The sequence below is a fragment of the Herbaspirillum sp. UBA812 genome, from assembly GCF_002296545.1.
GTDB lineage: Bacteria > Pseudomonadota > Gammaproteobacteria > Burkholderiales > Burkholderiaceae_D > Herbaspirillum > Herbaspirillum huttiense.
In genome coordinates, this window is record NZ_DBIC01000244.1 from 12653 (window position 1) to 38737 (window position 26085).

The 26085-nt window shown below is 63.6% G+C and carries 24 protein-coding genes; 11 read left to right on the plus strand and 13 right to left on the minus strand.

The window, feature by feature from the left end; all coding sequences use genetic code 11:
* The 5 genes from B3873_RS16040 to B3873_RS16060 all read left to right on the plus strand — a co-directional run.
* On the plus strand, positions 1–375 hold a 375-nt coding region (locus B3873_RS16040), incomplete at its 5' end, for an IMP dehydrogenase (protein ID WP_286867266.1).
* 105 nt (positions 376–480) lie between these two features.
* Entirely contained in the window at positions 481–2073 is a 1593-nt protein-coding gene (guaA, locus tag B3873_RS16045) for a glutamine-hydrolyzing GMP synthase (protein WP_286867267.1), read from the plus strand.
* 81 nt (positions 2074–2154) lie between these two features.
* Positions 2155–2451: a DNA-binding protein gene (locus B3873_RS16050; RefSeq protein ID WP_276840736.1), complete on the plus strand. Its 297-nt coding sequence runs from the start codon at positions 2155–2157 to the stop codon at positions 2449–2451.
* Position 2452: 1 nt separating this feature from the next.
* Positions 2453–2776, plus strand: coding sequence for a helix-turn-helix domain-containing protein (locus B3873_RS16055; protein ID WP_209532901.1), 324 nt, complete (start codon positions 2453–2455; stop codon positions 2774–2776).
* 156 nt (positions 2777–2932) lie between these two features.
* Positions 2933–3640, plus strand: a complete 708-nt coding sequence (locus B3873_RS16060) for a hypothetical protein (protein ID WP_286867270.1) — start codon at positions 2933–2935, stop codon at positions 3638–3640.
* Between the two features lie 4 nt (positions 3641–3644).
* Here the strand turns inward: B3873_RS16060 and nadB are convergent, their stop codons facing one another.
* Entirely contained in the window at positions 3645–5249 is a 1605-nt protein-coding gene (gene nadB / locus B3873_RS16065) for an L-aspartate oxidase (RefSeq protein ID WP_286867271.1), read from the minus strand.
* 169 nt (positions 5250–5418) lie between these two features.
* On the minus strand, positions 5419–6630 hold the full coding sequence (gene purT / locus B3873_RS16070; RefSeq protein WP_286867273.1) for a formate-dependent phosphoribosylglycinamide formyltransferase: 1212 nt from the start codon (positions 6628–6630) through the stop codon (positions 5419–5421).
* Positions 6631–6952: 322 nt separating this feature from the next.
* Between purT and B3873_RS16075 the strand changes: the two genes are divergently transcribed.
* Positions 6953–7207 (plus strand): plasmid stabilization protein, encoded by a 255-nt coding sequence (locus B3873_RS16075; protein WP_286867275.1) that lies wholly within the window; start codon positions 6953–6955, stop codon positions 7205–7207.
* A gap of 58 nt (positions 7208–7265) precedes the next feature.
* Here the strand turns inward: B3873_RS16075 and B3873_RS16080 are convergent, their stop codons facing one another.
* The 3 genes from B3873_RS16080 to B3873_RS16090 are packed head-to-tail and all read right to left on the minus strand — an operon-like array spanning position 7266 to position 10273.
* Positions 7266–7571: an AtuA-related protein gene (locus tag B3873_RS16080; RefSeq protein ID WP_286867277.1), complete on the minus strand. Its 306-nt coding sequence runs from the start codon at positions 7569–7571 to the stop codon at positions 7266–7268.
* Position 7572: 1 nt separating this feature from the next.
* Positions 7573–8928 carry an acyclic terpene utilization AtuA family protein gene (locus B3873_RS16085; protein WP_286867279.1) on the minus strand — a complete coding sequence of 452 codons (1356 nt, stop codon included), beginning with the start codon at positions 8926–8928 and terminating at the stop codon, positions 7573–7575.
* Between the two features lie 43 nt (positions 8929–8971).
* On the minus strand, positions 8972–10273 hold the full coding sequence (locus tag B3873_RS16090) for a CitMHS family transporter (RefSeq protein WP_286867280.1): 1302 nt from the start codon (positions 10271–10273) through the stop codon (positions 8972–8974).
* 214 nt (positions 10274–10487) lie between these two features.
* On the opposite strand from B3873_RS16090, the gene B3873_RS16095 reads away from it, so the two are divergent.
* A complete protein-coding gene (locus tag B3873_RS16095) occupies positions 10488–11426 on the plus strand; it encodes a LysR family transcriptional regulator (protein ID WP_286867281.1) in 939 nt (312 codons plus the stop codon).
* A gap of 174 nt (positions 11427–11600) precedes the next feature.
* Here B3873_RS16095 and B3873_RS16100 read toward each other — a convergent pair whose 3' ends face one another.
* The 5 genes from B3873_RS16100 to B3873_RS16120 form a co-directional block, all read right to left on the minus strand.
* Positions 11601–13262: an MFS transporter gene (locus tag B3873_RS16100; protein WP_209532886.1), complete on the minus strand. Its 1662-nt coding sequence runs from the start codon at positions 13260–13262 to the stop codon at positions 11601–11603.
* A gap of 551 nt (positions 13263–13813) precedes the next feature.
* Positions 13814–15016, minus strand: coding sequence for a TIGR03364 family FAD-dependent oxidoreductase (locus B3873_RS16105; protein ID WP_286867284.1), 1203 nt, complete (start codon positions 15014–15016; stop codon positions 13814–13816).
* Between the two features lie 155 nt (positions 15017–15171).
* Positions 15172–16203, minus strand: a complete 1032-nt coding sequence (locus B3873_RS16110) for a putative 2-aminoethylphosphonate ABC transporter substrate-binding protein (RefSeq protein ID WP_209532881.1) — start codon at positions 16201–16203, stop codon at positions 15172–15174.
* Between the two features lie 81 nt (positions 16204–16284).
* The gene (locus B3873_RS16115; RefSeq protein WP_286867286.1) at positions 16285–18042 is read right to left on the minus strand and encodes a putative 2-aminoethylphosphonate ABC transporter permease subunit; all 1758 of its coding nucleotides are present in this window, start codon (positions 18040–18042) and stop codon (positions 16285–16287) included.
* 12 nt (positions 18043–18054) lie between these two features.
* Entirely contained in the window at positions 18055–19143 is a 1089-nt protein-coding gene (locus B3873_RS16120) for a putative 2-aminoethylphosphonate ABC transporter ATP-binding protein (protein ID WP_039788215.1), read from the minus strand.
* 337 nt (positions 19144–19480) lie between these two features.
* Between B3873_RS16120 and B3873_RS16125 the strand changes: the two genes are divergently transcribed.
* The 3 genes from B3873_RS16125 to B3873_RS16135 all read left to right on the plus strand — a co-directional run bounded on the left by B3873_RS16125 (position 19481) and on the right by B3873_RS16135 (position 23321).
* Complete coding sequence (locus B3873_RS16125) at positions 19481–20005, plus strand: TonB C-terminal domain-containing protein (protein ID WP_198516511.1); 525 nt, start codon at positions 19481–19483, stop codon at positions 20003–20005.
* Between the two features lie 212 nt (positions 20006–20217).
* Positions 20218–22137 (plus strand): SurA N-terminal domain-containing protein, encoded by a 1920-nt coding sequence (locus B3873_RS16130; protein WP_286867288.1) that lies wholly within the window; start codon positions 20218–20220, stop codon positions 22135–22137.
* A gap of 464 nt (positions 22138–22601) precedes the next feature.
* A complete protein-coding gene (locus B3873_RS16135) occupies positions 22602–23321 on the plus strand; it encodes a glutamine amidotransferase (RefSeq protein WP_039788210.1) in 720 nt (239 codons plus the stop codon).
* Positions 23322–23401: 80 nt separating this feature from the next.
* On the opposite strand, the gene B3873_RS16140 is transcribed toward B3873_RS16135, so the two are convergent.
* The gene (locus B3873_RS16140) at positions 23402–24079 is read right to left on the minus strand and encodes an arylesterase (RefSeq protein WP_288066243.1); all 678 of its coding nucleotides are present in this window, start codon (positions 24077–24079) and stop codon (positions 23402–23404) included.
* Between B3873_RS16140 and B3873_RS16145 the strand changes: the two genes are divergently transcribed.
* Positions 24078–24785, plus strand: coding sequence for an ABC transporter ATP-binding protein (locus tag B3873_RS16145; RefSeq protein WP_039788208.1), 708 nt, complete (start codon positions 24078–24080; stop codon positions 24783–24785). The two genes, B3873_RS16140 and B3873_RS16145, sit on opposite strands and share 2 nt — an antisense overlap.
* A 10-nt stretch (positions 24786–24795) precedes the next feature.
* On the opposite strand, the gene B3873_RS16150 is transcribed toward B3873_RS16145, so the two are convergent.
* Both B3873_RS16150 and B3873_RS16155 read right to left on the minus strand, forming a co-directional pair.
* Complete coding sequence (locus B3873_RS16150) at positions 24796–25740, minus strand: DMT family transporter (protein ID WP_039788207.1); 945 nt, start codon at positions 25738–25740, stop codon at positions 24796–24798.
* Positions 25694–26085: ADP-dependent NAD(P)H-hydrate dehydratase (locus B3873_RS16155; protein WP_286867291.1), on the minus strand; the 392-nt coding region annotated here is incomplete at its 5' end. The genes B3873_RS16155 and B3873_RS16150, both read right to left, overlap by 47 nt.

Below are 26085 nucleotides of genomic sequence, written 5' to 3' on the forward strand. Positions count from 1 at the left end.
GCCGGTACCGAAGAAGCCCCGGGCGAAGTGATCCTGTACCAGGGCCGCAGCTACAAGTCGTATCGCGGCATGGGTTCGCTGGGTGCGATGGCTGACGGTTCGGCCGACCGCTACTTCCAGGACGGCGACAACACCGCCGACAAGTTCGTGCCGGAAGGCATCGAAGGCCGTGTTGCCTACAAGGGCTCCGTGGTTGCGATCCTGTATCAGCTGGTGGGCGGCGTGCGCTCCTCCATGGGTTACTGCGGTTGCGCTTCCATCGACGACTTCCGCGAGCGCGCCGAGTTTGTCGAGATCACCGCGGCCGGCATGCGTGAATCGCATGTCCATGACGTGCAGATCACCAAGGAAGCCCCGAACTACCGCGCCGAGTAATTTTCGATGCGGCCACAGCCCGACAGTCCACCGGCCTTGTGCCAGGCTGTCGGGCTGTTGATCTTTTCAGAAGTCCATTTTTAACGTAGCCAGACCTCACTGCCCATGTCCACGCATTCGCATTCGAAAATCCTGATCCTCGACTTCGGTTCCCAGGTGACCCAGCTCATCGCTCGCCGCGTGCGCGAAGCCGGTGTGTTTTCCGAGGTATTCCCGCATGACGTGACCGACGAGTTCGTGCGCAACTACGGCGCGGCCGGCGTCATCCTCTCCGGCGGCCCCAACAGCGTCACCGAAGGCGATACGCCGCGTGCCCCGCAAGCGGTCTTCGAACTGGGCGTGCCGGTGCTGGGCATCTGCTACGGCATGCAGACCATGGCCGAACAACTGGGCGGCAAGGTCGAGAACGGCCACCTGCGCGAATTCGGTTACGCCGAAGTGCGCGCCCACGGCCACACCAAGCTGCTGGACAACATCAGCGACTTCACCAATGCGCAAGGCCACGGCATGCTGAAGGTCTGGATGAGCCACGGCGACAAGGTCAACGAAATGCCTGCCGGCTTCAAGCTCATGGCCTCCACCGGCAACTGCCCCATCGCCGGCATGGCCGACGAAGAGCGTCGTTTCTACGGTGTGCAATTCCACCCGGAAGTGACCCACACGGTGCAGGGCAAGGCCATGCTGGGCCGCTTCGTGCACGAGATCTGCGGCTGCCAGTCGGACTGGAACATGCCGGACTACATCGCCGAAGCCGTCGAAATGATCCGCCAGCAAGTGGGCAGCGATGAAGTCATCCTGGGCCTGTCGGGCGGTGTCGACAGCAGCGTGGCGGCAGCGCTGATCCATCGCGCCATCGGCGACCAGCTGACCTGTGTGTTCGTCGACCACGGCCTGCTGCGCCTGGACGAAGGCAAGATGGTCATGGAGATGTTTGCCAAGAACCTGGGTGTGAAGGTGATCCATGTGGACGCCACTGCACAGTTCATGGGCCATCTGGCGGGCGTGACCGATCCGGAAGCCAAGCGCAAGATCATCGGCCGCGAGTTCGTGGAAGTGTTCCAGGCGGAATCGGCCAAGCTGACCAGCGCCAAGTGGCTGGCCCAGGGCACGATTTATCCGGACGTGATCGAAAGCGCCGGCAAGGGCAAGAAGACCGCCCACACCATCAAGAGCCACCACAACGTCGGTGGCCTGCCGGAGACGCTGAACCTGAAGCTCCTGGAGCCGCTGCGCGAACTGTTCAAGGACGAAGTGCGCGAACTGGGCGTGGCGCTGGGCCTGCCGCCGGAGATGGTGTATCGCCATCCGTTCCCTGGTCCTGGTCTGGGTGTTCGTATCCTGGGTGAAGTGAAGAAGGAGTACGCGGACCTGCTGCGCCGTGCGGATGCGATCTTCATCGAAGAACTGCGCAATACGAAGGATGAAGATGGTCAAAGCTGGTATGAGAAGACCAGCCAGGCCTTTGCCGTGTTCCTGCCGGTGAAGTCGGTGGGCGTCATGGGTGATGGCCGTACCTACGAATACGTGGTGGCCTTGCGTGCGGTGCAGACGCAGGACTTCATGACGGCGCACTGGGCGCACCTGCCGCATGAGCTGCTGGGACGCGTGTCCAATCGCATCATCAACGAGGTGCGTGGCTTGAACCGGGTGGTGTATGACATTTCGGGGAAGCCGCCGGCGACCATTGAGTGGGAGTGATCCTGCGCCTGTCGTTGACGAAGAGGGGGATCTCGGTCTGCATGGATTGACTGAGTACGGGTAGCCCGTATAATTCGATCCATGCGCACCGTGATCGAAACTCCGACCTTCCAGAAGCAGGCCGAGAAGCTGTGGTCAGAGGATGAGCGACTGGCCTTCATCGATTGGATTGCTTTGAACCCGCTGGTCGGGGATGTGATCCCAGGTGCTGATGGTGCACGCAAAGTTCGCTGGAGCCGTTCGGGATCAGGCAAGTCAAGCGGCGCGCGGGTGATCTACTTCAACCTGACGGAGCAGGAAGTGGTGTTGCTGGTGACGGCGTATGCGAAAGCCGAACGCTCCAGCATGCTTCCCGCCGACATCAAGAAGGTGATGTGACATGGGCATAAGCAAAATCAACGTTGAGAAGGTGGCAAAGGCTATCGAGGCTGATGCCGGTGAGGCTCTTCCCGATCTGCGGCAAGCACTTGCAGAGGCGAAGGCAGGGGTTGGACGTGTTACCACCCCGGAGCAGATCATCGTGCGTCAGGCACGGGAGAAATCCGGGCTGACGCAAGCCGCTTTTGCCGAGCGCATCGAAACCCCGGTAGCGACATTGCGCGATTGGGAGCAAGGACGGTTCGCGCCACCAGGAGGAGTGCTATGTCTGCTACGGCTGATCATCAAGCACCCCGAGTTGTCCGAAGAGTTGAGCGTCGTATGAAGTTTCCTGAACCTGACCACTCTGAAAAAACCCGCTGAAGGCGGGTTTTTTCATATCCGGAGGGCGACCGTGGCGCGCTATCATTGGCTTCGCCCCATTGCGCCGCTGTTTCGGGCAAAGGCCTGGCCTTGAATCTTCATATCGCCCCTGAACCTCATGCCCTCACCGCAAATCCACTTCCGCTGCGATCCTGCGCTGACTGACCATCTCCCACGCCCCCGCCTGGCCCGCGAGCTGATCCCCGACTGGATCCGCAGCATGCCGGCCAAGGCCTTCTCCGCGCTGCATGACCGCGATATCCGCACCGTCAAGCAATGCCCGCCCTTCATCGATGCAATGGCCCATGGCTTCATGATCCTGCTGCCCTGCGATGTGCAGGTGGACAAAGGCAGCTTCAGTTGGGATTGGGAAGCCCCGGCGACCACCGTAGAGGGGCATCCGCGCGCGCCATTGAGTTTTCATCCGCCCGCGCAGGTCACCGGTACACCGTTCGAACACGGCGATGCGCTGGTGCTGAAGTTCAACAGCTTCTGGACCATCGAACTGGAACCTGGCTGGTCACTCTTCGCGACGCATCCGGTGAACCGCCACGACTTGCCGTTCAGGCTGCTCTCAGGGCTGGTGGATGCGGACCAGTTCCATGACGCCGGAATCAATTTCCCGGCCGTCTGGACTGACGAAGAGTTTGTCGGCGTACTGCCCAAAGGCATGCCAGTCGCGCAATGCATGCCCGTGCCGCGCGAACGGCCCGTGCTGCACTTCGATACCCTCGAAGGGGCGGCCGCCACCCGCTACAGTCAGACCGTCGCCGACGTGCTGGCCGCCCCCAACGTCTACCGCAAGCAATACCGCCAGCGCAAATAGCCGCTTATTGCCGTCCCGGCAGGATCGTCGGTGTAGCGCGGGGCAGGGTGCGCGGATAGTCCTGGCTGAAGTGCAGGCCACGGCTTTCCTTGCGCATCAGGGCGCTGGAGACGATCAGCTGCGCCACATCCACCAGGTTGCGCAGCTCCAGCAGGTCGCGCGAGATGCGGAAGTTGGCGTAGTACTCGTCGATCTCTTCCTTGAGCAAGCGGATGCGGTGCTGGGCGCGTTCGAGACGCTTGTCGGTGCGCACGATGCTGACGTAATTCCACATGAAGCGGCGCAGCTCGTCCCAGTTGTGGGCGATCACCACTTCCTCGTCGGCATCGCTGACGCGACTTTCATCCCATTGCGGGACCTCGGCGATGCGCCAGGTGCCCGCTGACAACTCCCGTTCGATATCCTCGGCGGCCGAGCGGCCCAGCACCAGGCATTCCAGCAGCGAATTGCTGGCCAGGCGATTGGCCCCATGCAGCCCGGTATAGGCCGTCTCACCGACCGCATACAAGCCTGGGAGGTCGGTGCGGCCGGCCATGTCGGTCACCACGCCGCCGCAGGTGTAGTGCGCTGCAGGAACCACCGGGATGGGCTGGCGCGTGATGTCGATGCCGAACTCCAGGCAGCGCGCCTGGATGGTCGGGAAGTGCTCGGCGATGAAGGCCGGGCTTTGATGGCTGATGTCCAGGTCCACATGGTCCAGTCCGCGCTTCTTCATCTCGAAATCGATCGCACGCGCCACGATGTCGCGCGGCGCCAGCTCGGCACGCTCGTCGTGCTCCGGCATGAAACGCTGGCCCGCCAGAGCACCCGCCGATGCCGGCAGCTTGAGCAAGGCCCCTTCGCCGCGCAAGGCCTCGCTGATGAGGAAGGATTTTGCGTAAGGGTGATACAGGCAGGTCGGGTGGAACTGGATGAATTCCATGTTGGCCACCCGGCAGCCGGCGCGCCAGGCCATGGCGATGCCGTCGCCGGTGGCTGAATCGGGATTGGAAGTGTAGAGATACACCTTCCCGGCCCCGCCCGTGGCCAGCACCGTGCGGCCGGCCGCAATGGCCAGCACGCGGCCGCTGGCGGTGTCCTGCACATGCACGCCCAGGCAGCGCGGTTCGGCCTTGGGATCGAGCTTGCGCGCGTGGATCAGGTCGATGGCGCAGTGATGCTCCAGCAGCGTGATGTTGGGGTGGGCGCGCACGCGCTGCTCCAGCGTCACCTGCACGGCGTGGCCGGTGGCATCAGCGGCGTGGATGATGCGGCGCTGGCTGTGGCCGCCTTCGCGGGTGAGGTGATAGCCCAGCTCGGCGCTGTCGTCGCGAGTAAAGGGCACGCCCTGCGCGATCAGCCACTCGATGGCCTCGCGTCCATGTTCGACGATATAGCGGGTGGCGCTTTCATCGCACAGGCCGGCACCGGCCACCAGCGTATCGTCGATATGCTGGGCGTGGCTGTCGCCCGAATCGAGCACGGCAGCAATGCCGCCTTGTGCCCAGTTGCTGGCCCCGTCCAGCAGCTCGCCCTTGGAAACGACCACCACCTGGTACTTCTCTGCCAGATGGAGGGCCACGGAAAGACCGGCCAGACCGCTGCCGAGGATGGCGACATCACACTTCATGATCGTGAGCAAAGCTGCTGTTGTGGAGGGAGACGGTGATTATAGCGGCATGCCGCGGGCATATCGTTTATATCGTTTCTGGCTCCCCGGCGAGGTATTTGCCCGCATAAAACAAAACGGGCTCCGATTTTCGTCGGAGCCCGTTCATGTCATGCGACTGAGCGCAAGATCACTGCGGAATCACCGGCTTGACCTTGGCCGCAGCCTGCTTGGCGCGGATGCGTGCGGTTTCGACGCTGTCGCCGGAAGCCAGGGCCACGCCCATGCGGCGGCGGGCGAAGGATTCCGGCTTGCCGAACAGGCGAATGTCGGCGCCCGGGATGCGCAGCGCTTCAGCCACGCCATCGAAGGCGATGCCACGGGCGTCATGCTGTCCATAGATCACGGCGGAGGCACCGGGACTCCGCAGGGCAGTATTGACCGGCAGGCCGAGGATGGCCTTGGCGTGCAGTTCGAACTCGCTCTGCACCTGGCTGACCATGGTGACCATGCCGGTGTCATGCGGACGCGGGCTGACTTCGGAGAACCAGACCATGTCACCCTTGACGAACAGTTCCACGCCGAACAGGCCCAGGCCGCCGAGGTTCTCGGTGACCTTGCGGGCGATGTCGCGGGCCTTTTCCAGGGCGGTGGTGGGCATGGGGTGCGGCTGCCACGACTCGACGTAGTCACCCTTGACCTGGACGTGGCCGATGGGGTCGCAGAAGCTGGTGATGGTGTCGCCGTTTTCGTTGAGCGAGCGCACCGTCAGCAGGGTGATTTCATAGTCGAAGTCGATGAAGCCTTCGACGATAACGCGGCCGGAGTCGACGCGGCCACCGGCGGCGGCGTAGTTCCAGGCGGCTTCGATTTCATCGGGGCCGTCGATCTTGGACTGGCCCTTGCCGGAAGACGACATGACCGGCTTGATCACGCAGGGGAAGCCGATCTGGTCAATGGCCGCCTTGAGTTCGTCCAGGCTGTCGGCGAAGCGGTAGGGCGAGGTTGCCAGGCCCAGGGTTTCGCCGGCCAGGCGGCGGATGCCTTCGCGGTTCATGGTCAGCCAGGCAGCGCGCGCGGTCGGGATCACGCGGGCACGGCCGGCTTCTTCCAGCTTGACCAGGGTCTCGGTGGCAATGGCCTCGATCTCGGGCACGATCAGGTCGGGCTGCTCCTGCTCGATCAGTGCGGCCAGCGCGGCACCGTCGGTCATGTTGATCACGTGGGCACGATGGGCGACCTGCTGGCCAGGTGCGTTCTCATAACGGTCAACGGCAATGACTTCCACGCCCAGGCGTTGCAGGGCGATGATGACTTCCTTGCCGAGTTCGCCGGAGCCCAGCAGCATGACTTTGGTGGCGGAAGGAGACAGCGGAGTGCCGAGTCGGATTGGTTTTTTCATATCGGGGGGAGTGTGTCAGCGGGGGGCGCTGATGCAGTGCGAGAATCGATCACGGGCGGACGATACCAAATCTTGCAGGGTTTGGACAGTCGCAATATACCTAGTTCTGGCAAGAAGTATCGGCGAAAAATTGCTTATTTTTCCTTTGGGAAATGAATTTTGGCTACGGTACCGAAGCGGATCGAATAACGTCGGTCTTTTCTCGCGTTTTTGCAGCGAATGAACGCTACCGAGCACGTTTCCTGCGAGACGGGATTTTGGCTCTGAACGAGTTTGAATTGTTGCGCCAAATTCGGCTATCTCAGCATAAAAGAGAATATCCATGTCCAAGACAGATCAACCGCCATTTCTTTCGAGCAAATCTTTGGCGCCCACCTTGCGCGCTGCCCTGCAGCCATGCAGCCCTGAAGCAGAGGTCCCTGAATTAGTGAACGGTGTGGCGGAGCCTGGCGGCCATCTGCGAATGGGCGACGCGCTCTGCCAGATGAATCGAGAGCATGGCCTCATCAATGAGGATGTGAGCGCGCAGGAGGACCTTCTTGATCGCAGTCCTGCCGAGCCGATCCGGTTCGAATGATCGCACCCGTATTCATGGAGGCTGCCAGCCTTTGACACCGCCTGCAAGGGCGACCTGCTCAGTAGTCCAGCTCCAGGTCCAGCATCACCCCCGACAACGCCTTCCCATGCGCATCCAGCGCCAGTGACCGGGTAACCCCTCCGCCCAGCGCGTGTTGCATCACGAAGTTCAGTGCGCCCAGATGCGGCAGCGCGTGGCGCACCACTTCCCCATGGACCACGCCGGCAAAATGCACACGCACGCGTTCGGCCGTCAGGGTACGCTCCAGCAGCGCATAGTCCTCCTGCCGATAGGCGATTACGGAGATATTCGATATGTCGCCTTTGTCCCCGGCACGTGAATGAGCAATTTCTCTGAGCAGCATCTCAGGCCTCCTCGATGAAAACGGATGGATGCACCAGCGTGCGCGGCAGCAGCAGCGACAGCACGGCGATGACTTCGCGGGCCGACTTGGTGGCACCACCGCCACCGGCCGGGCCGTTGGTATAAAGCGTCTCGACTTCATTGCCGATGCGGACCGCCTCTTTCATGCTGGCCGTGCGGCCGGTCACACGCAGGCGGACTTCGTGCGGCTCGGGCGCATGCGCCGACATCTGTTCACCGGCAATGGCATTGATGCCGATCAGGTCCACGCGCAGTTCTTCAGTCTGCACGCCGGTAAGCGCCAGCCGCTCGCGCACGATCTCGCCGGCCAGTTGCGCACGCGCTCGCGCGCCCGGCCCGGCATACGAGATCTGGCCTTCGCCAATGAAACTGTCGCGGTAGCCCAGCGTGGTCTTGAGCGTCTGCGGTCGCGCACGGCCACGGCCGCCGGTGACGGCCACGCGGTCCGGCCCGACCTCTTCGATGCGGACTTGTGAGAAATCGGCAATCACATCCGGCGTGAAGTAGGCGCTCGGATCATGGATTTCATAGAGCAATTGCTCCTTGCAGGTACGCGCCGTGACTTGTCCTCCGGAACCGGCCACCTTGGTGATGATTGCGCTGCCATCGGCCTTCACTTCACCAATGGGAAACCCCAGCCGCGCCAGTCCGGCCACGTCCTTCTTGCCGGGGTCGGCAAAGTAGCCACCGGTAATCTGTCCGGCACACTCCAGCAGGTGGCCGATGAGGGTGCCCTGGCCGAGCTTGTCCCAGTCATCGGCGGCCCAGCCGAATTCGTGTACCAGCGGTGCCAATACCAGCGCGGGATCGGCCACGCGGCCGGTGATGATGACCTGGGCACCGGCCTGCAGGGCTTCGACGATGGGGGCGATGCCCAGATAGGCATTGGCCGAGATGAGGCGGCTACCGAGGGAAGCGACCGGCTGGCCATTGTCCTCGATGCGCCATTCCTCATGCTGCACGGCCTCCAGCACGTCGTCTCCTGCCACGGCTGCTACCTTCAGTCCGCTCAGTCCCAGTTCACGCGCGATCTCGCGCACGCGTTGCGCCGCCGCCAGCGGATTGGCCGCGCCCATGTTGGTGATGATGCGGATGCCCTGGGTGGCGCAGGTCTTGAGTACCGCATGCATGCGCTCGGCCAGCAGCGGGTCGTAACCCTTGCCCGGGTCCGCCAGCCGGGCTTGCTGGCCGATGGCGATGGTGCGCTCGGCCAGGCATTCGAAGATCAGGTAATCCAGCTGGCCGTGTGCGGCCAGTTCGGCGGCCGGCTCGATGCGGTCGCCTGAATAGCCGGCACCGGCGCCGATGCGCACGGTGCGCTGTGGATCTTGGGTCATGCGCTTCTCCAAAACAGGGTGTTGCACTTCCGGTGGCCCGCGCTCAGAACAGCGGGAACAGCCCCAGTACCACGCAGGCGATGGTCATCACCACGGAAGCACCGAAGAGGAAGGGGATGGTGTATTTCTGGTGGTCCGCCAGTTCGATCCCGGCCAGGCCGCATACGAGGAAGGTGGCGGGCGTGAGCGGGCTGACCGGGAAACCGGTCGTCATCTGGCCCAACAGTGCCGCCTGGGCCACCTGGATGGTCGGTACGCCCAGCATGTGGCTGACCTCGGCGATCACCGGCAGCACGCCGAAGTAGAAGGAATCAGGATCGAACAGCAGCGACAGCGGCATCGACAGCACCCCCAGCACCACCGGAATATGGCCGGCCATCTCGGGCGGCACGAAACCGACGGCGGTCTTGGCCATGGCCGAGAGCATGCCCGACTTGGTCATGATGCCGGTGAACACGCCCGCCGCAAACAGGATGCTGGCCATCAGCAGAGCCGCCTTGGCGTGGGCGTCGATGCGCTCGCGCTGCATGGCCACGTCACGGTAGTTGATCATCAGCGCCAGCACCACGCCGATCATGAACATCACCACCGGATCGACCTCGCCGCTGATCATCACGCCCAGCACGAAGACCGTCAGCACGATGTTGGCCCAGAAATTCTGCGGGCGACGGATCTTCAGTTGTGCCTCGCTCAGCTCATGCTGCTGCACGAAATCGACCGTCGATCCCTTGCCCAGCCCGAGCCGGCGTTCTTCCTTCAGGCCCAGCAGATACGAGGCGATGAACACGAAGGCCAGCCCCACCAGCTGCACCGGCACCAGCGGCGTGAAAATGTCCGAGACCGGGATGTGCAGCGCCGCCGAGGCGCGGATCATCGGCCCGGTCCACGGCAGGAAATTCACGCCCGCCGCCATCGAGGCCACGCAGGCCAGGATGCGCTTGTCGATGCCCAGCCGCGTGTACAGCGGCAGCATGGCGGGGATGGTGATGAGGAAGGTCACCGCACCCGAACCATCCAGGTGGATCAGCAGCGCCAGCAGCGCCGTGCCCGGCACGATGCGGGTAGGGCGGCTGCCCACGGTCTTGAGGATGCGGCTGATGATCGGGTCCAGCATGCCGGCATCGGTCACGATACCGAAGAACAGGATCGCAAAGACGAACATGCCGGCCACCGGCGCAATGGCAGTCACGCCCTGGACGACGAACTTGGAAGTCTGCAAGCCGAAACCGCCGACCAGCGCGGCAATGATGGGGATGGCGATCAGCGCCACCAGGGGCGACATCCTCTTGGTGAGGATGGCCGTGAACAAGGATACGATCGTGACAAAGCCGAGCAGGGCCAACATGCGTGTCTCCGGTTTTTTTGATGTGATGTTCTTGTCGTGTCAGCACATCCGGTACCGGTTCGTTCTTTTTTGTGCTTCAGCTTCTGTACATGATTCCGTACAGGGTGCGCGGATGTGAGCAGGGCGAGTGTAGGTGGCGGCTGATTTTGTTGTAAAGTCGCTTTTTTCGATTGATTGATCTGCCTTTCCGCATAATCCAATCCGGCTTTCGACCATGCACGCCAACCTTTCCACGCGCCTGCTGCACGCATTCCTCGCACTGGCCGACTGTCGCCATTTCGGCCACGCGGCCGAGCGCTGCCATGTGTCGCAGTCAGCGTTCAGCGCGATGATCCAGAAGCTCGAAACAGCGACCGGCGCGCGCCTGTTCGAGCGCGATACCCGCAACGTGAGCCTCACGCCCGAAGGTGAAGTCTTTGTCGAAGTGGCACGTCAGCTGGTCGCGGACATGGAGGCGGCGTTGGCGGACATGAACGATTACGTCGCACGGCGCAAAGGCAGGGTGGCCATCGCGGCCTTGCCATCGCTGGCGGCGGGGTGGCTACCGCCGGTGCTGGCGGCATACCGGCAACGCCATCCGGGTGTAGCGGTGGAATTGTTCGATGCCATTTCTGATCACTGCCTGGACCTGCTGCGCCAGGGCAAGGCTGATATCGCGCTCACCGCGCCAGGCCCCAATCTGCTGGAGTTCAGTACTCAGCCCCTGTGCGCCGACCCGTTCTATCTGGTCTGCCGCAAGGACCATCCGCTGGCAGGCAAGCGCCGCATCAAGGTGGCGCAACTGGCCGGGTGCGAAATGATCCATCTGGCGCGCTCCACCAGCGTGCGCCAGCATCTGGATGCGGTCCTGCGCCCCGGTGGCGTGATTCATACCGGCCTGGAGGTCGAGCATCTGGCGACCTTGGCGGCCTTGATTGAAAGCGGTCTCGGCGTGAGCGTGGTGCCTGAGCTGACGCTGTTCCAGTTCCGTCTGCCCAACCTGACCGCCATCCCGGTGGACGCGCCCGAGCTGGTGCGGCCATTGCTGATCGTCACGCCCAAGGAGCGCAGTCTGTCCATCGCCGCACAAGGCTTGCTGGACCTGGTCCAGGCCAAGGCGCGCGCTGAAGCCGGTGCTCCCGCGCGGCGCAATCGCTCACCGCAGCGTTCTTAGAGGCGCGAGCTCGGGCTTCTGCAGTGCGCGCGACACTGGCTGCATGGAGATAGCTTGCCTCTCGTTCCCGCAAACGAAAAACCGGGCGCAATCATGATTGCGCCCGGTCCGGGAATGCTTCACGCTGCGCCGTCCTGCCTTGGGGCCCGGGCGGCGAGCACCTCATTGCGAGTATTACTCGTGGATGTTGTTGCGCACGGTTTCCTTTACGAACAGCAGACCGATCACCACGGTGATCAGCGAGATCACGATCGGATACCACAGGCCGTAGTAGATGTCGCCCTTGAAGGCCACCAGTGCGAAGGAGGTGGTGGGCAGCAGGCCGCCGAACCAGCCGTTGCCGATGTGGTAAGGCATGGACATGGAGGTGTAGCGGATGCGGGTCGGGAACATTTCGACCAGGCAGGCGGCGATCGGGCCGTAGACCATGGTCACGTAGATCACCAGGATGAACAGCAGCAGCAGGACCATCGGCTTGTTGATCTGCTCCGGATCGGCCTTGCTCGGGTAACCGGCGGCCTTGATGTCGTCAGCCAGGGCCTTGGACAGTTCCTTGTCCTTGGCGGCGGCGTCTTCCTTGGACAGGCCGGCGGCATCATACGAGGTGATGACGCGGTCGCCGATCTTGACGGTGGCCACCGAACCCGGGGCGCCGGCCACGTTCTGGTAGTTCACCGAAGCGGCCGACAGCTTGGCCTTGACGATGTCGCAGGACGAGGTGAACTTCTTGGTGCCGGTCGGGTTGAACTGGAACTGGCAGCTGGCCGGGTCGGCGGTGACGATCACCGGCGACTTTTGCAGTGCGGCTTCCAGCGCCGGGTTGGCGAAGTGGGTCAGGCCGTTGAAGATCGGGAAGTAGGTGACGGCGGCAATCAGGCAGCCACCCAGGATGATGGGCTTGCGGCCGATCTTGTCCGACAGCGAACCGAAGAACAGGAAGAAGGGCGTCGCCAGCAGCAGCGCGGCGGCGATCAGGATGTTGGCGGTCGGGCCATCCACCTTCAGGGTCTGGGTCAGGAAGAACAGGGCATAGAACTGGCCGGTGTACCACACCACGGCTTGACCGGCAGTCAGGCCGACCAGCGCCAGGATCACCAGCTTCAGGTTCTTCCATTGGCCGAAGGCTTCGGTCAGCGGGGCCTTGGAGGTCTTGCCCTCGGCCTTCATCTTCAGGAAAGCCGGGGACTCGTTCATGGACATGCGGATCCACACCGAGATGGCCAGCAGCAGGATGGAGACCAGGAAGGGAATGCGCCAGCCCCAGTCGGCGAAGGCGGCTTCACCCACGGCCGTACGCACACCCAGGATCACCAGCAGCGACAGGAACAGGCCCATCGTGGCAGTGGTCTGGATCCACGCGGTGAAGGCGCCGCGGCGGCCTTCCGGCGCGTGCTCGGCCACGTAGGTGGCAGCTCCGCCGTATTCACCGCCCAGCGCCAGACCCTGCAGGATGCGCAGGATGATCAGGATGATCGGGGCGGTGATGCCGATCGAGTTGTAGTTGGGCAGCACGCCGACGATGAAGGTCGAGGCCCCCATGATCAGGATGGTCACCAGGAAGGTGTACTTGCGGCCGACCAGGTCACCCAGGCGGCCGAACACCAGCGCGCCGAAGGGGCGCACGATGAAACCGGCTGCGAAAGCCAGCAGGGCGAAGATGAAGGCGGTGTTGGGATCGGTGCCGGCAAAGAACTGCTTGGCGATGATGGCAGCCAGCGAACCGTACAGATAAAAGTCATACCATTCGAAAACGGTGCCTAGCGAGGAGGCGAAGATGACTTTCCTCTCCTCCGGGGTGATGCCGCGCGCAGTCGTATTGACTGATGCTGTGGTCATGTCTGTCTCCTTGGTTTTAATGAGTGTGCTACTGCATGGGATGCAACCAGATACTCGGGGCAACAATGCAACAGATGGCCGAATGGGGCGTTATGCAAGAACGCACCGGAGAACAGAGCATGCAGAGCATGAAACATCGACACCCCTCGCTTCCCCGTCTGACACAAACCGCGATATTGGCTTCGCATTGCTTGCGTAAGGACCCACTTGTCCATGCGGCGAGTGTGCGACGCCAAACTTACGCAGGACTTGCTCCAAACTTACACAAGCTTACAGCGCAGCAAGTCGATTTCTGGTTGCGACGCAGCAGCAAAAAGCCCATCAGCCAAGGCCTTGCGGGGGGGGGCGGATATTGCGGCGCAGCGACTGCAGCGCGCGGCTCGCCTTTTGGGGAGGATGCTCAAAAAGATTTTTCTGTCAGGAATCAGCACGGGCAAGTGAAGCATCGTGCCAGGCATGCGGATCAGCGGCAGGCCCTCCCGGGCGGGACGGCAGGCGGGACGGCGGTGACAGGGCGGCATCACCGCCCTGTCACCGCTCAGGTGCGGGGATCAGGCCAGCGCGGTGGCCGGGGTTGCTTGCGCTGTCGGTGTGGGCAGGCTGTCGCCCTCCAGCAGCGCCTTGACCACGCGTTCGCCCAGCCCCAAGCCAACGCTCATGCCGATGCCGGTATGCATCAGTACCACCGAGGTGTGGTCGTCGATGGCCAGGGCCGAGAACGGGCCCGGGCCCTTGCTGCCGTAGACGCCTTGCCAGCGCTCGATCACCTGCACGCGCGAAGCCAGGGTATGTTCGACCAGGCCGATCAGCAGTTCATCGATTTCCTCACTGTTGAACGGGGGCGAATCGGTACCGTAGTGATGCGAATCGCCGACGATGAGCTCCTGATACGGCGTCGGGCTGACCAGCAGGTGGATGCCATGCTTGTTGAGCAGCGGGGCCTTGGCCTCGATCTCGGCGTGCACCGCGCGGGCGGTCGGCAGGTCCGAGAAAGCGCCGTAGTGGGTGCAGGACAGGCCGGTCAGCACGGCATGGGTCAGCGGTACCGTTTCCTCGGTCTTCAGGCGCAGCATCTGCAGGCGGCATTGCTTCAGGTTCATCGGCTGCAGGCGGTCAGCGAAGAGCGTCAGGTAATCGTGACCCGAGCACACCACCACGCGCTCGGCGCGGAATTCACCGGCCGTGGTCGAGAGGCGGCCGTCGGCGGTGCCATGCACCAGGGTATTGAAGCGGAAATGCACGCCCTGCGAATGCAGGTAGGCCACCAGGGCCGGCATGGCTTCGCGCGAGTACAGCTGCAGGTCTTCGGTGCCGTGCAGAGCCGAGCGGTGATGGCTGAAACGGCCGTTGTAGAGCGTATCCAGCTTGTCGCCTTCGAGCAGGGAGGCGCGGTAGTCGTACTGGCGTGCGCGCACGGTCATGAATTCCAGCAGCACGTCGTGTTCGGCCTCGCTGCGGGCAAACAGCAGGGTGCCAGCTTCACGGGCGCTGAAATGCGCGCGCGCGGCCAGGTGCAGCCAGAGGGCGCGGCTTTCGCGGGCCAGGTCCAGCATGATGCCGGGCGGCTGGCCGGTCACCAGGCCCATGCCGAAGTTGCGTACGGACGCGCCCAGCGGCGTGCCGGTGCGTTCGAAGACGGCCACCTTGAGGCCGCGCTTGACGGCAGCATAGGCATGGGCGAGGCCAAGGATGCCGGAGCCGACCACGGCCAGGTCGAAGTGCTGCGGATCGTGTTCTGAGAGGGAATTGTTCATGGGAAGTGCTCCATCGGAGTCAGTTGCGAGATGTCGTGTGGCGTCTTGTGCGGGGACGCTCTGGCGGCGTCCTGCGGTCCTCTCCGTGCGCCGTCACGGTGCGGCCCGAAAGCATCGGGCCCGTGACGGCGCGGTATTGCGGGCAAGTCCTGGAATTACTGCTTCTTCTCCGACTTGCTTTCGTAACGCTTGCTCCACTCGGTCAGGATGCGGTCACGGCTGGTGCTGGCCCAGGTGAAGTCGTTCTTGATCAGGCGCTTTTCATAGTCGGCCGGCAGCAGTTCGTCCGGCTTGGCCACGCCAGGAATGGCGACCACGGCGAAGTTCTTTTCATACAGGGCCATGGCTTCCTTGCTGGCGGAGAAATCGGCCAGCTTCTTGGCGGCTTCCAGGTTCTTGCTGCCCTTGACGATGGCGGTGGCTTCGATATCCCAGCCCAGGCCTTCGGACGGCAGGATCACGTCGATCGGTGCGCCTTCCTTCTTGGTCTTGACGGCGCGGTACTCGAAGGCGATGCCGATCGGGAATTCACCGGTGGCCGCCTGCTTGCAGGGCTTCGAGCCGGAGTGGGTGTATTGGCCGATGTTCTTGTGCAGGGCGTCCATGTAGGCCCAGCCTTTTTCTTCACCCATCATCTGCAGCCAGGCCGAGACATCCAGGTAGCCGGTGCCGGACGAGGCCGGATTGGGCATGACGATCTTGCCGGCATAGACCGGCTTGGTCAGGTCAGCCCAGGAGGTCGGCTTGGGCAGGCCCTGCTTTTGCGCTTCCACGGTGTTGAAGCAGATGGCCGAAGCCCACACGTCCATGCCGACCCAGGCCGGCGGATTGGCGGCGCTGCGGTACTTGGCGTCGATCGCCGACAGGCCTTGCGGGGCGTATGGGGTCAGCATGCCTTCCTTGTCCAGCAGGGCCAGGCTGGTGGCGGCCAGGCCCCAGATCACGTCAGCCTGCGGGTTGGCTTTTTCGGCCAGCAGCTTGGCGGTGACGATGCCGGTGGAGTCGCGCACCCACTTGATCTCGATGTCCGGGTTGGCCTTCTGGAACGCGGCCTGGTAAGCCTTGATCTGGTCGGCTTCGAGGGCGGTGTAGACGGTCAGCGTGGTAGCGGCGTGGGCCTGGGCCGAGAACAGCAGGCCGGCACCGATCACCGATGCGAACAGGGAAAACAGCTTGGTTTTTTTCATGATGGCCTTCGTCAGTGAATGGCTGGGTTGAAAACGCGTCGGGGACGCAAGGTGGAGAAATCGTAGGACTGCCGGTCCGGCTCAATGCGCGCGTCCACGGCGCCAGGCCTGGGCCCGCGCCAGCCAGCGGCTACCGGCCAGGTGCATGAGCAGCGAGGCCACAGCCGAGGTCAGCAGGATCAGCGTGGACATGGCGGCCGCCGGGCCGACATCGCCGGCGTCGTCCATGTTCAACACCGCCACCGAGGCCAGTACCGTATCCGGGCGATACAGGAAGATCACCGCCGACACCGTGGTCATCGAGGACACGAACAGGTAGCGGAAGATCTCCAGCATCTGCGGCAGGCACAGCGGCACCGTCACGCGCAGGAAGGTCTGCAGCAGCGGCACCTTCAGCGACAGCGAGGCCGCTTCGAATTCAGGATCGAGCTGCTTGAGCGCGGTGACGGCGGTGAGATGGGCCGTGGTGTAGAAGTGCACGATGGAGCAGAGCACCAGCAGCGTCATGGTCCCGTAGAGGAAATTGAACGGGTTGGACGGATGGTTGAAGAACAGCAGGCTACCCAGGCCCAGCACCAGCCCGGGCACGGCCATCGGCAGGAAACTCAGCATGCGCAGCAGGGGTGCGAGCCAGGCCTGGCCACGCGTCTTTTCCATCAGCCAGGCACCGGTGAAGATGACCAGGGTCCCGGCCACGCTGGTGCCGCAGGCCAGTTTCAGGCTGTTCCAGTAGGCCAGCCAGCCGCCGCCATCCATGTTGTCGAAGTCGTAGTGCTGCAGCGTCAGTTGCAGGTTGTAGGGCCACAGCTTGACCAGCGAAGCCCCCATGGCCACCACGATCATCATCAGGACGGCGGCCGCGATCAGTGCCACCGCCAGCAGGTTGATGCCATCACGGCGCCAGTCGGGGCGGGGAACGTAAGCTTCGGAGCGGCTGCTCATGGTGGCGCGCTGGCGCCGCTGCAGCCAGGCGTCCAGGGCAAAGGTCAGCAGGGCCGGCACCAGCAGCAGCAAGCCGATCAGCGCACCGCGTCCGAACTGCTGCTGGCCGACCACGGCCTTGTAGGCTTCCACGGCCAGCACGCTGTAGGCGCCGCCGGTGATCTTGGGCACGCCGAAGTCGGTAATGGTGAGCGTGAACACCAGGCAAAGCGCACCGAAGATGCCGTAGCGCGTGGCCGGCAGGGTGACGGTGGTGAAGATGCGCCAGCGCGATGCGCCCATGGCGTGCGCCGCGTCGTACAGCCGGCCATCGGCCTGCGACAGCGCCGACAGCAGGATCATCATGGCGTGCGGGAAGGTGTAGAACACTTCACCCAGCAGCATGCCCCAGAAGCCGTAGATGCTGCCATCCATCCACTCCTTGAACAGGCCCTGGTTGCCGAACAGGTAGATCAGTGCGATGCCGGGCAACAGCGACGGCGCCAGCAGCGGCAGCAGGCCGATACCGCGCCACAGGCCCTTGAAGGGAATGCAGGTGCGCTGCAGGGCGTAGGCGAACACATAAGCCAGCGGTACCGTCACCACGGCGGTCACCGTGGAGACCCACAGGCTGCGCGCCAGCATGGGCAGGAAATTGATGTTGGCGAACAGTGTCACGAAAGGCTGGCTGCCCGCCCAGTTGCCCTCGGGCGTCAGCACGGCTTGCGCCAGGATGAACAGCAGCGGACCGCCCAGACCCAGCAGGAGCAGGGCCAGCAGCAGCCATTTCATGGCGCCGGGCAGCCACTGGCTGCGGTCGGTCGCGGAACGCCGCACCGATACGGCGCCAGCTTCGGTATGGTCGCGAGCCAGGGCAGGCATGGGGGAGGTGGGCGGCAAGGAAGATTGCATCGTCATGAACGGTCCGGCTCAGGCAAAGACCTGCAGGGCCTGGCGCGGCAGCGCCACCCACAGTCCATCGTGAGCCGGCTGGGCGGCCAGGCGGTCGTGCGATTCACCGCTGACATCGGCCAGCAGGGTCTGGCCCGGCAAGGCATCGGCAGCCAGGGCCAGGCGATAGCGGTTGCCGAGATAGATGCGATCGATCACGCGTGCCTGGAAGCGGTTGGCACAGCTCTCGGTAGCGAACAGCTCCACGGCTTCTGGGCGGCAGAACAGGCGACCGGTTTGCAGCTCCGCTTCTTCAGGGCGGACTTCGAAGCGCAAGGCCCCGACCGTGACCTGCGAACCCGAGATGCGCGAAAACGGCAGCCAGTTGGCGTGGCCGATGAAATCCGCCACGAAGGGCGTGGCCGGGCGGCGGTAGATCTCGGCGGGCGTGCCGAACTGTTCGATGCGGCCATGCTGCATGACGGCGATGCGGTCGGCCATGACCATGGCTTCTTCCTGATCGTGCGTGACCATCAGGGTTGTGATCCGGAACTGCTTCTGCAGGCGGCGGATTTCCAGTTGCAGGTGTTCGCGCACCTGCGCATCCAGGGCCGAGAGCGGTTCGTCGAGCAACAGCAGCGAAGGCGAGGGGGCCAGCGCGCGCGCCAGGGCCACCCGTTGCTGCTGGCCGCCGGAAAGCTGGCCGGGATACTTGGATTGGCTGCCGGCCAGGCCGACCATGGACAGCATCTCGGTCACGCGCTCCTGGCGTGCCTGACGCTTCATGTTGCGCAGGCCATAGGCGACGTTGTCGGCCACGGTCAGGTTCGGGAAGAGGGCATAGGACTGGAACAGGATGCCGTAATCGCGCGATTGCGGCGGCAGATCGGAAATATCGCGGCCACCGGCGAAGATCTGGCCGGCATCCTGGCGCTCCAGGCCGGCGATGGTGCGCAGCAGGGTGGTCTTGCCGCAGCCCGAGGGACCCAGCAGGCAGACCATCTCGCCTTGGCGCACTTCCAGCGAAACGCCGTCCAGCGCGGTGAAGGCGCCGAAGCGCTTGTCGATGCCGCGCACCGACAGGAAACGCTCGTTGCCGTCGGTGTCATCAGGCGGGCAAACCGGCATCGCAAGGGCGGCGGCGGAAGAGGGTGTCTGCATCATTTCGGAGGGTTTCCAGCTGGTTCGCGATGTTGCCCAAAGGCAGTCCCCATGCGGACTTTCGCCGGATGGACTGGCCCGTTCAGAGGCAAGCGGATGGTACGGGCCAAATATGACTGCTGGATGACACCCCCTGCTGTGATAGCAGCCCGGAATCCTTGCTATAGATTGAAGCTATGGATCATCTTGGAAGCTCTCGCGGCGAGGGAATCCGGGCGGCGCAACGCTGTCCAAATTCGGTCAGATCATTCATTGACGCCATGCGGCGAGTGAAGCAAGATCGGACAGTGATCAGGAGGAGAAAATGAACAAATACGGTAGGCCTGCCCGCCGGCCGGGCGTGCGCCTGGCGATGTCGGGCGTGGGCATTGCTGCCATGCTGGCGGCCTGCTCCGCACCCGAGAGCACCCAGCAGGAGCGCGATGCGCTGGCGCGCTCCCTGATCGAGCAGAAGAAGACCACCGAGGATGCCACCTCCACCGCCACCACCGTCGACGGCTACAAGGTCGACCTGGCCAAGCGCATTTCCCAGGTCAATTTCACCAGTGTCTACGTGGAACGCCCGCAGGCCTTGCTGCGCTCGGTGATCGTCATCAAGTACGTGATCGATGGCGACGGCAATCTGGTCAAGAGCGAGATCCTGCGCAGCAACCGTGACAAGCACGCCGAAGCCAGCGCCCTGGGCAGCCTGAAATCGGCCGCTCCCTTCCCCAAGCCGCCGCCGGCGCTGCTCAAGCAGGGTCGCATCGAACTGTCGGAGAGCTGGCTGTTCAACAACGACGGCCGCTTCCAGTTGCGCAGCGTGGCCCTGGCCCAGATGGACCGCTAGCGGCAGCCCTGCCAAAGATGCCGCCCGGCATTGGCATGTGTATAATGTCGCGCGAGCACGACGGTGTGCGTTGTGTCTCCCGGGCCTGACGGGCCTGCGCCGGATCAGGGCGAACGCGAGTTCGCCTTTTTTCTTATGGGCGCGCACCAGCGGCAGTCTGCGCTGAACCCCGCTGTCCTTCATTGACCAGATCGTTTATTGATTGGCTATACATGTTTGATTTCATTCGTACTCACCAGCGTCTGATGCAGTTCCTGCTGCTGCTGTTCATCTTCCCGTCGTTCGCTTTCTTCGGCCTGGAAGGCTACAGCCGCCTGACCGACGACAACGGCGTGGCCAAGGTGGCCGGCCAGACCATCACCAAGGAAGAGTGGGACGCCGCGCATCGCCAGCAGCTGGACCGCATGCGCCAGGTGTATGGCAATCAGTTCGACAGCAAGATCTTCGACAGCCCGCAGGCGCGCCGCGCCATCCTCGACAACCTGATCGCCCAGCGCGCCCTGGGTGCCGAAGTGGTGGCCAGCAAGCTGGTGGTGCCGGACCAGGTGCTGCAGCAAAGCATCCTGCAGATCCCCGGCCTGACCAAGCCGGACGGCAGCTTTGACAACGAGCAGTACCGCGTGCTGCTGGCCGCGCAGGGCATGACCCAGAAATCCTACGAAGCCGGCCTGCGCCGCGAGATGGCCCTGCAGCAGCTCAATGCCGCCATCCAGACCACCGCCTTCGCCCCCAAGACCGTGGCCGAGAACCTGTCCAGCCTGAACGACCAGGAACGCACGGTCCAGATGCTGAACTTCAAGCCGGACAGCTACGCTGGCCAGGCCAAGGTGACCGACGAGCTGCTCAAGGCCTATTACGACAAGAACGGCGCCCGTTTCGAGACCCCGGAACAGGCCGACATCGAGTACGTGGTGCTGGATGCTGCCGCCGTGGCCGCCCAGGCCAGCGTCACCGATGACGACATCAAGGCTTACTACGAGCAGAACCAGAAGCAGTACGCCACCGAAGAACAGCGTCGCGCCAGCCACATCCTGATCACCGTCAAGAAGGATGCGTCGGCCGCCGACAAGGCTGCCGCCAAGACCAAGGCCGAAGGCCTGGTGGCGCAGCTGCGCAAGAACCCGGGCGACTTCGCCAAGCTGGCCAAGGCCAATTCGCAGGATCCGGGCTCGGCCGACAATGGCGGCGACCTGGGTTACTTCAGCCGTGGCGCGATGGTCAAACCCTTCGCCGATGCCGCTTTCAGCCTGAAGCAGGGTGAGATCAGCGATCCGGTCGAGTCTGACTTCGGCTATCACGTCATCGAAGTGACCGGCATCAAGCCAGCCGCCGTCAAGCCGCTGGAGTCGGTCAAGGCCGAGATCGGAGCCGAGATCAAGAAGCAGATCGCCGCCAAGAAGTATTCGGAAATGGCCGACCAGTTCAACAACCTGGTCTATGAAAACGGCGACAGCCTCAAGGCCGTCTCCGACAAGCTCAAGCTGAAGATCCAGACCGCCTCGGGCGTGACCCGCAATCCGAATCCGGCTGCCGGCGCTGCGCCGTACAACAATGGCAAGTTCCTGGCCGCGCTGTTCACCGACGACGTGATCAAGGCCAAGCACAATACCGAAGCCGTGCAGACCGCCCCCAACACCCTGGTGGCCGGCCGCATGACCAGCTACAAGCCGGTGGCCAAGCGTCCGTTCGAGGAAGTCAAGGCCGATGTGCAGAAGGCCGTTCTGTTGGCCGAAGAGCAGTCGCTGGCGGTCAAGGCCGGCCAGGAACGCCTGGCCCAGTTGCAAACCAAGGATGATGCGACTGGTTTCAGCGACGCCAAGGTGGTCTCGCGCGTGAAGTCCGAGGGCTGGACCCAGGAAGCCTTCAACGCCGTCATGAAGGCCGATACCGCCAAGCTGCCGGCCTACGTCGGCGCCGAGACCCCGGGCATGGGCTACCAGATCTACCGCATCACCAAGGTGGAACAGCCCAAGACGGTCGACACCGCGCGCCGCAAGGCCGAGCAGGAACAGATCACCGCCGCCTTGTCGCAGCAGGAAGCGCTGGGTTACCTGGACTATCTGCGCGAGAAGGCCAAGACCAAGCTGTTGAAGGGCGCCGCCGCCGTCAGCGCGGATGACGCCGCCAAGTAAGGTCAAGGGCATGGCCCGCCTTTGGGGCAATGCATGCACATGGCGCACCAGGATCGTGAATCGGTGTGCAGTGCCGCCCCAAGGCGGGGAATTGTCGGCATGACTGCCACAATTTACTAAAAAATTTACACGGGCCGCTTTTCCAGCGGCCCTTTTTGTTTCATCATGGACACCGGCGCTGCATTCGAGCGGGATGCACAAGGGAGCCGGCACCGGGGAATCCGCTTCATTTCTTCCATCGTCGTTGGCGTTTCGTCAGCTTTCCACCCAGCGGGAAAAGCCAGTATTTGTGCCGTCGAGATGAATTTCCTGTCATCCGCACGTCATGTTGCGCCGTTTCGGAAACAAACGGCTGCCGTACTTGTTGTCGCTTTCTCCAGTCGACATTCGAAAAGCATCGCAGGGGGTATTTCCACGAGGAGTGCGTCCGATGCGAGTCTTGCCCTGAATACGACCACGTTTTTATGCCTGCCCCAGTCCTGATCATACAAACCGGCGATGCCAATCCCGCCCTCAAGACCAACTACGGTGGTTACGCCGACCAGATAGGCTGCGCCGCCGGCCTGTGCCACACCGAGATCGAAGTCGTGACCGTCTATGAAGGGCAGCGCCCGTCCTGCCCGCGCAGCTACCGGGCTGTCTTCATCACCGGCTCACCGGCCATGGTGACCGACAAGGAAGACTGGAGCGAGCGCACCGCCGAATGGATCCGCGACGCCGCCGAGCTCGACACGCCCATGTTTGGCATCTGCTACGGCCACCAGCTGCTGACCCACGCCTTTGGCGGCGAAGTCGGCTACAACCCGGCCGGCCGCGCGGCCGGCACCATGCACGTGAAGACGCTGGAATGCTGCCGCCAGGATGAATTGCTGGGCGTGCTGCCTTCGGAGTTCCCGGCCCACATGCTGCACATGCAGTCTGTGCTGCGTCCGCCCAAGGATGCCATCGTCATGGCGCGTTCGCCGATGGATCCCCACCACGTCATCAAGCACAAGCACAACGTCTATTCGACCCAGTTCCACCCCGAGTTTTCGCCGGAGTTCGTGCGGGCGCACCTGCATTACTACACCGATATCTATCGTGGCTGCGGCATCGATGCCCAGGCGCTGTGCGAGAAGGTGTGTGACACGCCGCAATCGACCGGATTGCTGCGGCGATTCCTGGAGTTGTACGCACGGCATTGAAGCGCCTGCGCTCAATGAAATAGCCCCTGTGGCCAGCGATGGCACAGGGGCTTTGTTTTATGTCGCAACGGAGAGGGCGCTTACTTCACCCCGACCAGCGGCTTCAGATGCGGCCAGACATTGTCCAGCAGCCTGGGCTGGGCCTGTTCATTGGGATGGATGCGGTCGGCCTGGAACAGCGAAAGATCGGCTGCAATCCCCTCGAAGAAGAACGGCACCAGTGCCACCTTGTTGCTCTTGGCCAGATCCTGGTACATCCCGGCGAAGCGGCGCGTGTAGTCGGGACCGTAATTGGGCGGAATCTGCATGCCCACCAGCAGCACCTTGGCCTTCTGCTGGCGCGCCAGGTCGATCATGGCCTGCAGGTTGTCCTGGCTGGTCTTCAGCGCCAGGCCGCGCAGGGCATCGTTGGCGCCCAGTTCGATCACCAGGACCTCCGGCTTGTGCTGCGTCATCAGCGCCGGCAGGCGGTTGCGCCCGCCGATGGTGGTGTCGCCGCTGATGCTGGCGTTGACCACCCGGTAATCCGCCTTGCTCTGTTGCAGCCGCTGCTGCAGCAGGCCGGTCCAGCCGGTGCCGCGCTGCAGGCCGTATTCGGCCGAGAGGCTGTCGCCGAGCACGAGCAGGTTTTTTGGGGCAGAATAAGCGCTCGTCGCCGCTACCACCAGCGCGACGCCCGCCAGCAGCCGCACTGCCGCGCCCAACAGCGCCTTGCGCCTCGCCCCTGTTCCGGACCCTCTTGCCCGATTGCCCTGCATGCCTGCTTCCGCTCCTGCCAGTTCCGCCGTCATTGCCGCCATTGAAGTCCTTCAGTTATCCAAACACGTTGCCGATGTCTCCGCGCCTGCCGGCCGGCTGACCATCCTGAGCGACATCGATTTTACCGTGGCCGCCGGGACCACGGTGGCCATCGTCGGCGCCTCCGGCTCCGGCAAGTCGACCTTGCTGGGCCTGCTGGCTGGACTGGATACACCCAGCGAAGGTTCCGTGCGGCTCGATGGTGAAGACATCTACGCCCTCGACGAAGACGGCCGGGCCCTGCTGAGAAAGCGCAAGCTGGGGTTCGTGTTCCAGTCCTTCCAGTTGCTCGGGCACCTCAATGCCCTGGAAAACGTGATGCTGCCGCTGGAACTGCGCGGGGACAGCCAGGCCCGATCCAAGGCTGAACAGATGCTGGGCCGCGTGGGCCTGGGCAGCCGGCTGAAGCACTATCCCAAATATCTCTCCGGCGGTGAGCAGCAGCGCGTGGCGCTGGCGCGCGCCTTCGTCACCGAGCCGCCACTGCTGTTCGCGGATGAACCGACTGGCAGCCTCGACGCGGCGACCGGCGAATCGGTCATTCAGTTGATGTTCGAACTGAACCGCGAGCGCGGCTCCACGCTGGTGCTGGTGACCCATGACCCCGGTATCGCCGCCCGCTGCGAGCGGACCCTGACCATTGCGGCCGGACGGCTGGTGAAGTAATTCCGACCGCTCAGACGGATTCCATCGGATCGGCCGGCGGCAGCGGGTGCGCCCGCTTGTGTTCGATATAGGCAATGCCGATGCCGCTGGCGCAGATGATGGCAATGCCCAGCACCGTGATCTGGTCCGGGAACTGCCCGAAGACCAGCCAGCCCATGCCGCAGGCCGAGATGATCTGGGCGTAGAAGAAGGGCGTCAGCACCGAGGCTTCCGCGTGCCGGTAGGCCGAGTTCTGCAGGAAATGGCCGATGGTGCTGGTGATGCCGGTCGAGACCAGGATCGCCAGTTCCACCACCGTCGGCGTATGGCTGGTCCAGAAGAAGGGCACCAGCAGCGTCGAGACGATGCTGCCCACCAGCGCGCCATAGAACAGCGTCACCATCGGATTGTCCGCTTGGCTGGCCTTGCGGTTGAGGATGGATAGCAAGGCCTGGGTGAAGGCCGAGACCAGTCCCAGCGCCACGCCCACCGGCGGGATGTCGCCGCTGGGGCGGATCACGATCAGCATGCCCGTAAAACCGATCAGTACCGCAATCCAGCGTGACAGATAGCTGCGCTCGCCCAGCAGCCAGGGAGAAATCGCCAGCACGATCATGGGCGCGCAGAAGTTCATGGCCGTGCCTTCGGCCAGCGGCACGATCTTCAACACCGAGAAGAAAATCAGCGTCGAGGCCAGCAGCAGTGCGCCGCGCCCCAACTGCAGTCCCAGCCGGTTCGACTTCAGGATGCTGCGCCCGTGACGCCGCCGGTAGAGCGGTGCCAGCGTGGCCGCCATGAAGAACAGGTTGATGGTGTAGCGCATCCACGCAATCATCACCACGTGATACCCGGCCAGCGCCAGCAGCTTGCCGGCGGTATCGAGCAGGGACAGCGTCCACAGCCCCGAGATCAGGAAAATGATGCCCAGCTTATGGTTGTGGGCGATGCGGATGTAAGGCAGGACGGCGCTGGACATGGTCTCGGAGGATCTGGTTGAACACGGCACGGATGGCCGGGATGAATTCACTGGCGGTCAGCCCCACCGGCCCCTGGCCGGCAGCCACCAGCTGGTCGGCGGCGGCGCCATGGATCCAGGTGGCGGCCAGTGCCGCGGCACGGGTCGGCCAGCCCTGCGCCAGCAGTGCGCCGCACAGGCCGGACAGCACGTCGCCGGTACCGGCGGTGGACAGAGCAGGATTGCCGCTGGGGTTGATGGCGATCTCGCCATCGGGGAAGGCGATGACGGTCCCCGCGCCCTTGAGCACGGTGATGGCGTTGAACTGGCGTGCCAGCAGCCGCGCGGCCTGCGGGCGGTCCTGCT

What these genes read in the sequence shown, in the direction of transcription:
- purT (WP_286867273.1), bottom strand. Translation starts at nt 6,630, where the DNA reads ATGAAAAAACCAATCCGACTCGGCACTCCGCTGTCTCCTTCCGCCACC.
- B3873_RS16115 (WP_286867286.1), bottom strand. Translation starts at nt 18,042, where the DNA reads ATGACGATGCAATCTTCCTTGCCGCCCACCTCCCCCATGCCTGCCCTG.
- B3873_RS16060 (WP_286867270.1), top strand. Translation starts at nt 2,933, where the DNA reads ATGCCCTCACCGCAAATCCACTTCCGCTGCGATCCTGCGCTGACTGAC.
- B3873_RS16130 (WP_286867288.1), top strand. Translation starts at nt 20,218, where the DNA reads ATGTTTGATTTCATTCGTACTCACCAGCGTCTGATGCAGTTCCTGCTG.
- B3873_RS16150 (WP_039788207.1), bottom strand. Translation starts at nt 25,740, where the DNA reads ATGTCCAGCGCCGTCCTGCCTTACATCCGCATCGCCCACAACCATAAG.
- B3873_RS16105 (WP_286867284.1), bottom strand. Translation starts at nt 15,016, where the DNA reads ATGAACAATTCCCTCTCAGAACACGATCCGCAGCACTTCGACCTGGCC.
- guaA (WP_286867267.1), top strand. Translation starts at nt 481, where the DNA reads ATGTCCACGCATTCGCATTCGAAAATCCTGATCCTCGACTTCGGTTCC.
- B3873_RS16140 (WP_288066243.1), bottom strand. Translation starts at nt 24,079, where the DNA reads ATGCAGGGCAATCGGGCAAGAGGGTCCGGAACAGGGGCGAGGCGCAAG.
- B3873_RS16100 (WP_209532886.1), bottom strand. Translation starts at nt 13,262, where the DNA reads ATGACCACAGCATCAGTCAATACGACTGCGCGCGGCATCACCCCGGAG.
- B3873_RS16095 (WP_286867281.1), top strand. Translation starts at nt 10,488, where the DNA reads ATGCACGCCAACCTTTCCACGCGCCTGCTGCACGCATTCCTCGCACTG.
- B3873_RS16110 (WP_209532881.1), bottom strand. Translation starts at nt 16,203, where the DNA reads ATGAAAAAAACCAAGCTGTTTTCCCTGTTCGCATCGGTGATCGGTGCC.
- nadB (WP_286867271.1), bottom strand. Translation starts at nt 5,249, where the DNA reads ATGAAGTGTGATGTCGCCATCCTCGGCAGCGGTCTGGCCGGTCTTTCC.
- B3873_RS16055 (WP_209532901.1), top strand. Translation starts at nt 2,453, where the DNA reads ATGGGCATAAGCAAAATCAACGTTGAGAAGGTGGCAAAGGCTATCGAG.
- B3873_RS16085 (WP_286867279.1), bottom strand. Translation starts at nt 8,928, where the DNA reads ATGACCCAAGATCCACAGCGCACCGTGCGCATCGGCGCCGGTGCCGGC.
- B3873_RS16075 (WP_286867275.1), top strand. Translation starts at nt 6,953, where the DNA reads ATGTCCAAGACAGATCAACCGCCATTTCTTTCGAGCAAATCTTTGGCG.
- B3873_RS16050 (WP_276840736.1), top strand. Translation starts at nt 2,155, where the DNA reads ATGCGCACCGTGATCGAAACTCCGACCTTCCAGAAGCAGGCCGAGAAG.
- B3873_RS16125 (WP_198516511.1), top strand. Translation starts at nt 19,481, where the DNA reads ATGAACAAATACGGTAGGCCTGCCCGCCGGCCGGGCGTGCGCCTGGCG.
- B3873_RS16090 (WP_286867280.1), bottom strand. Translation starts at nt 10,273, where the DNA reads ATGTTGGCCCTGCTCGGCTTTGTCACGATCGTATCCTTGTTCACGGCC.
- B3873_RS16145 (WP_039788208.1), top strand. Translation starts at nt 24,078, where the DNA reads ATGCCTGCTTCCGCTCCTGCCAGTTCCGCCGTCATTGCCGCCATTGAA.
- B3873_RS16120 (WP_039788215.1), bottom strand. Translation starts at nt 19,143, where the DNA reads ATGCCGGTTTGCCCGCCTGATGACACCGACGGCAACGAGCGTTTCCTG.
- B3873_RS16135 (WP_039788210.1), top strand. Translation starts at nt 22,602, where the DNA reads ATGCCTGCCCCAGTCCTGATCATACAAACCGGCGATGCCAATCCCGCC.
- B3873_RS16080 (WP_286867277.1), bottom strand. Translation starts at nt 7,571, where the DNA reads ATGCTGCTCAGAGAAATTGCTCATTCACGTGCCGGGGACAAAGGCGAC.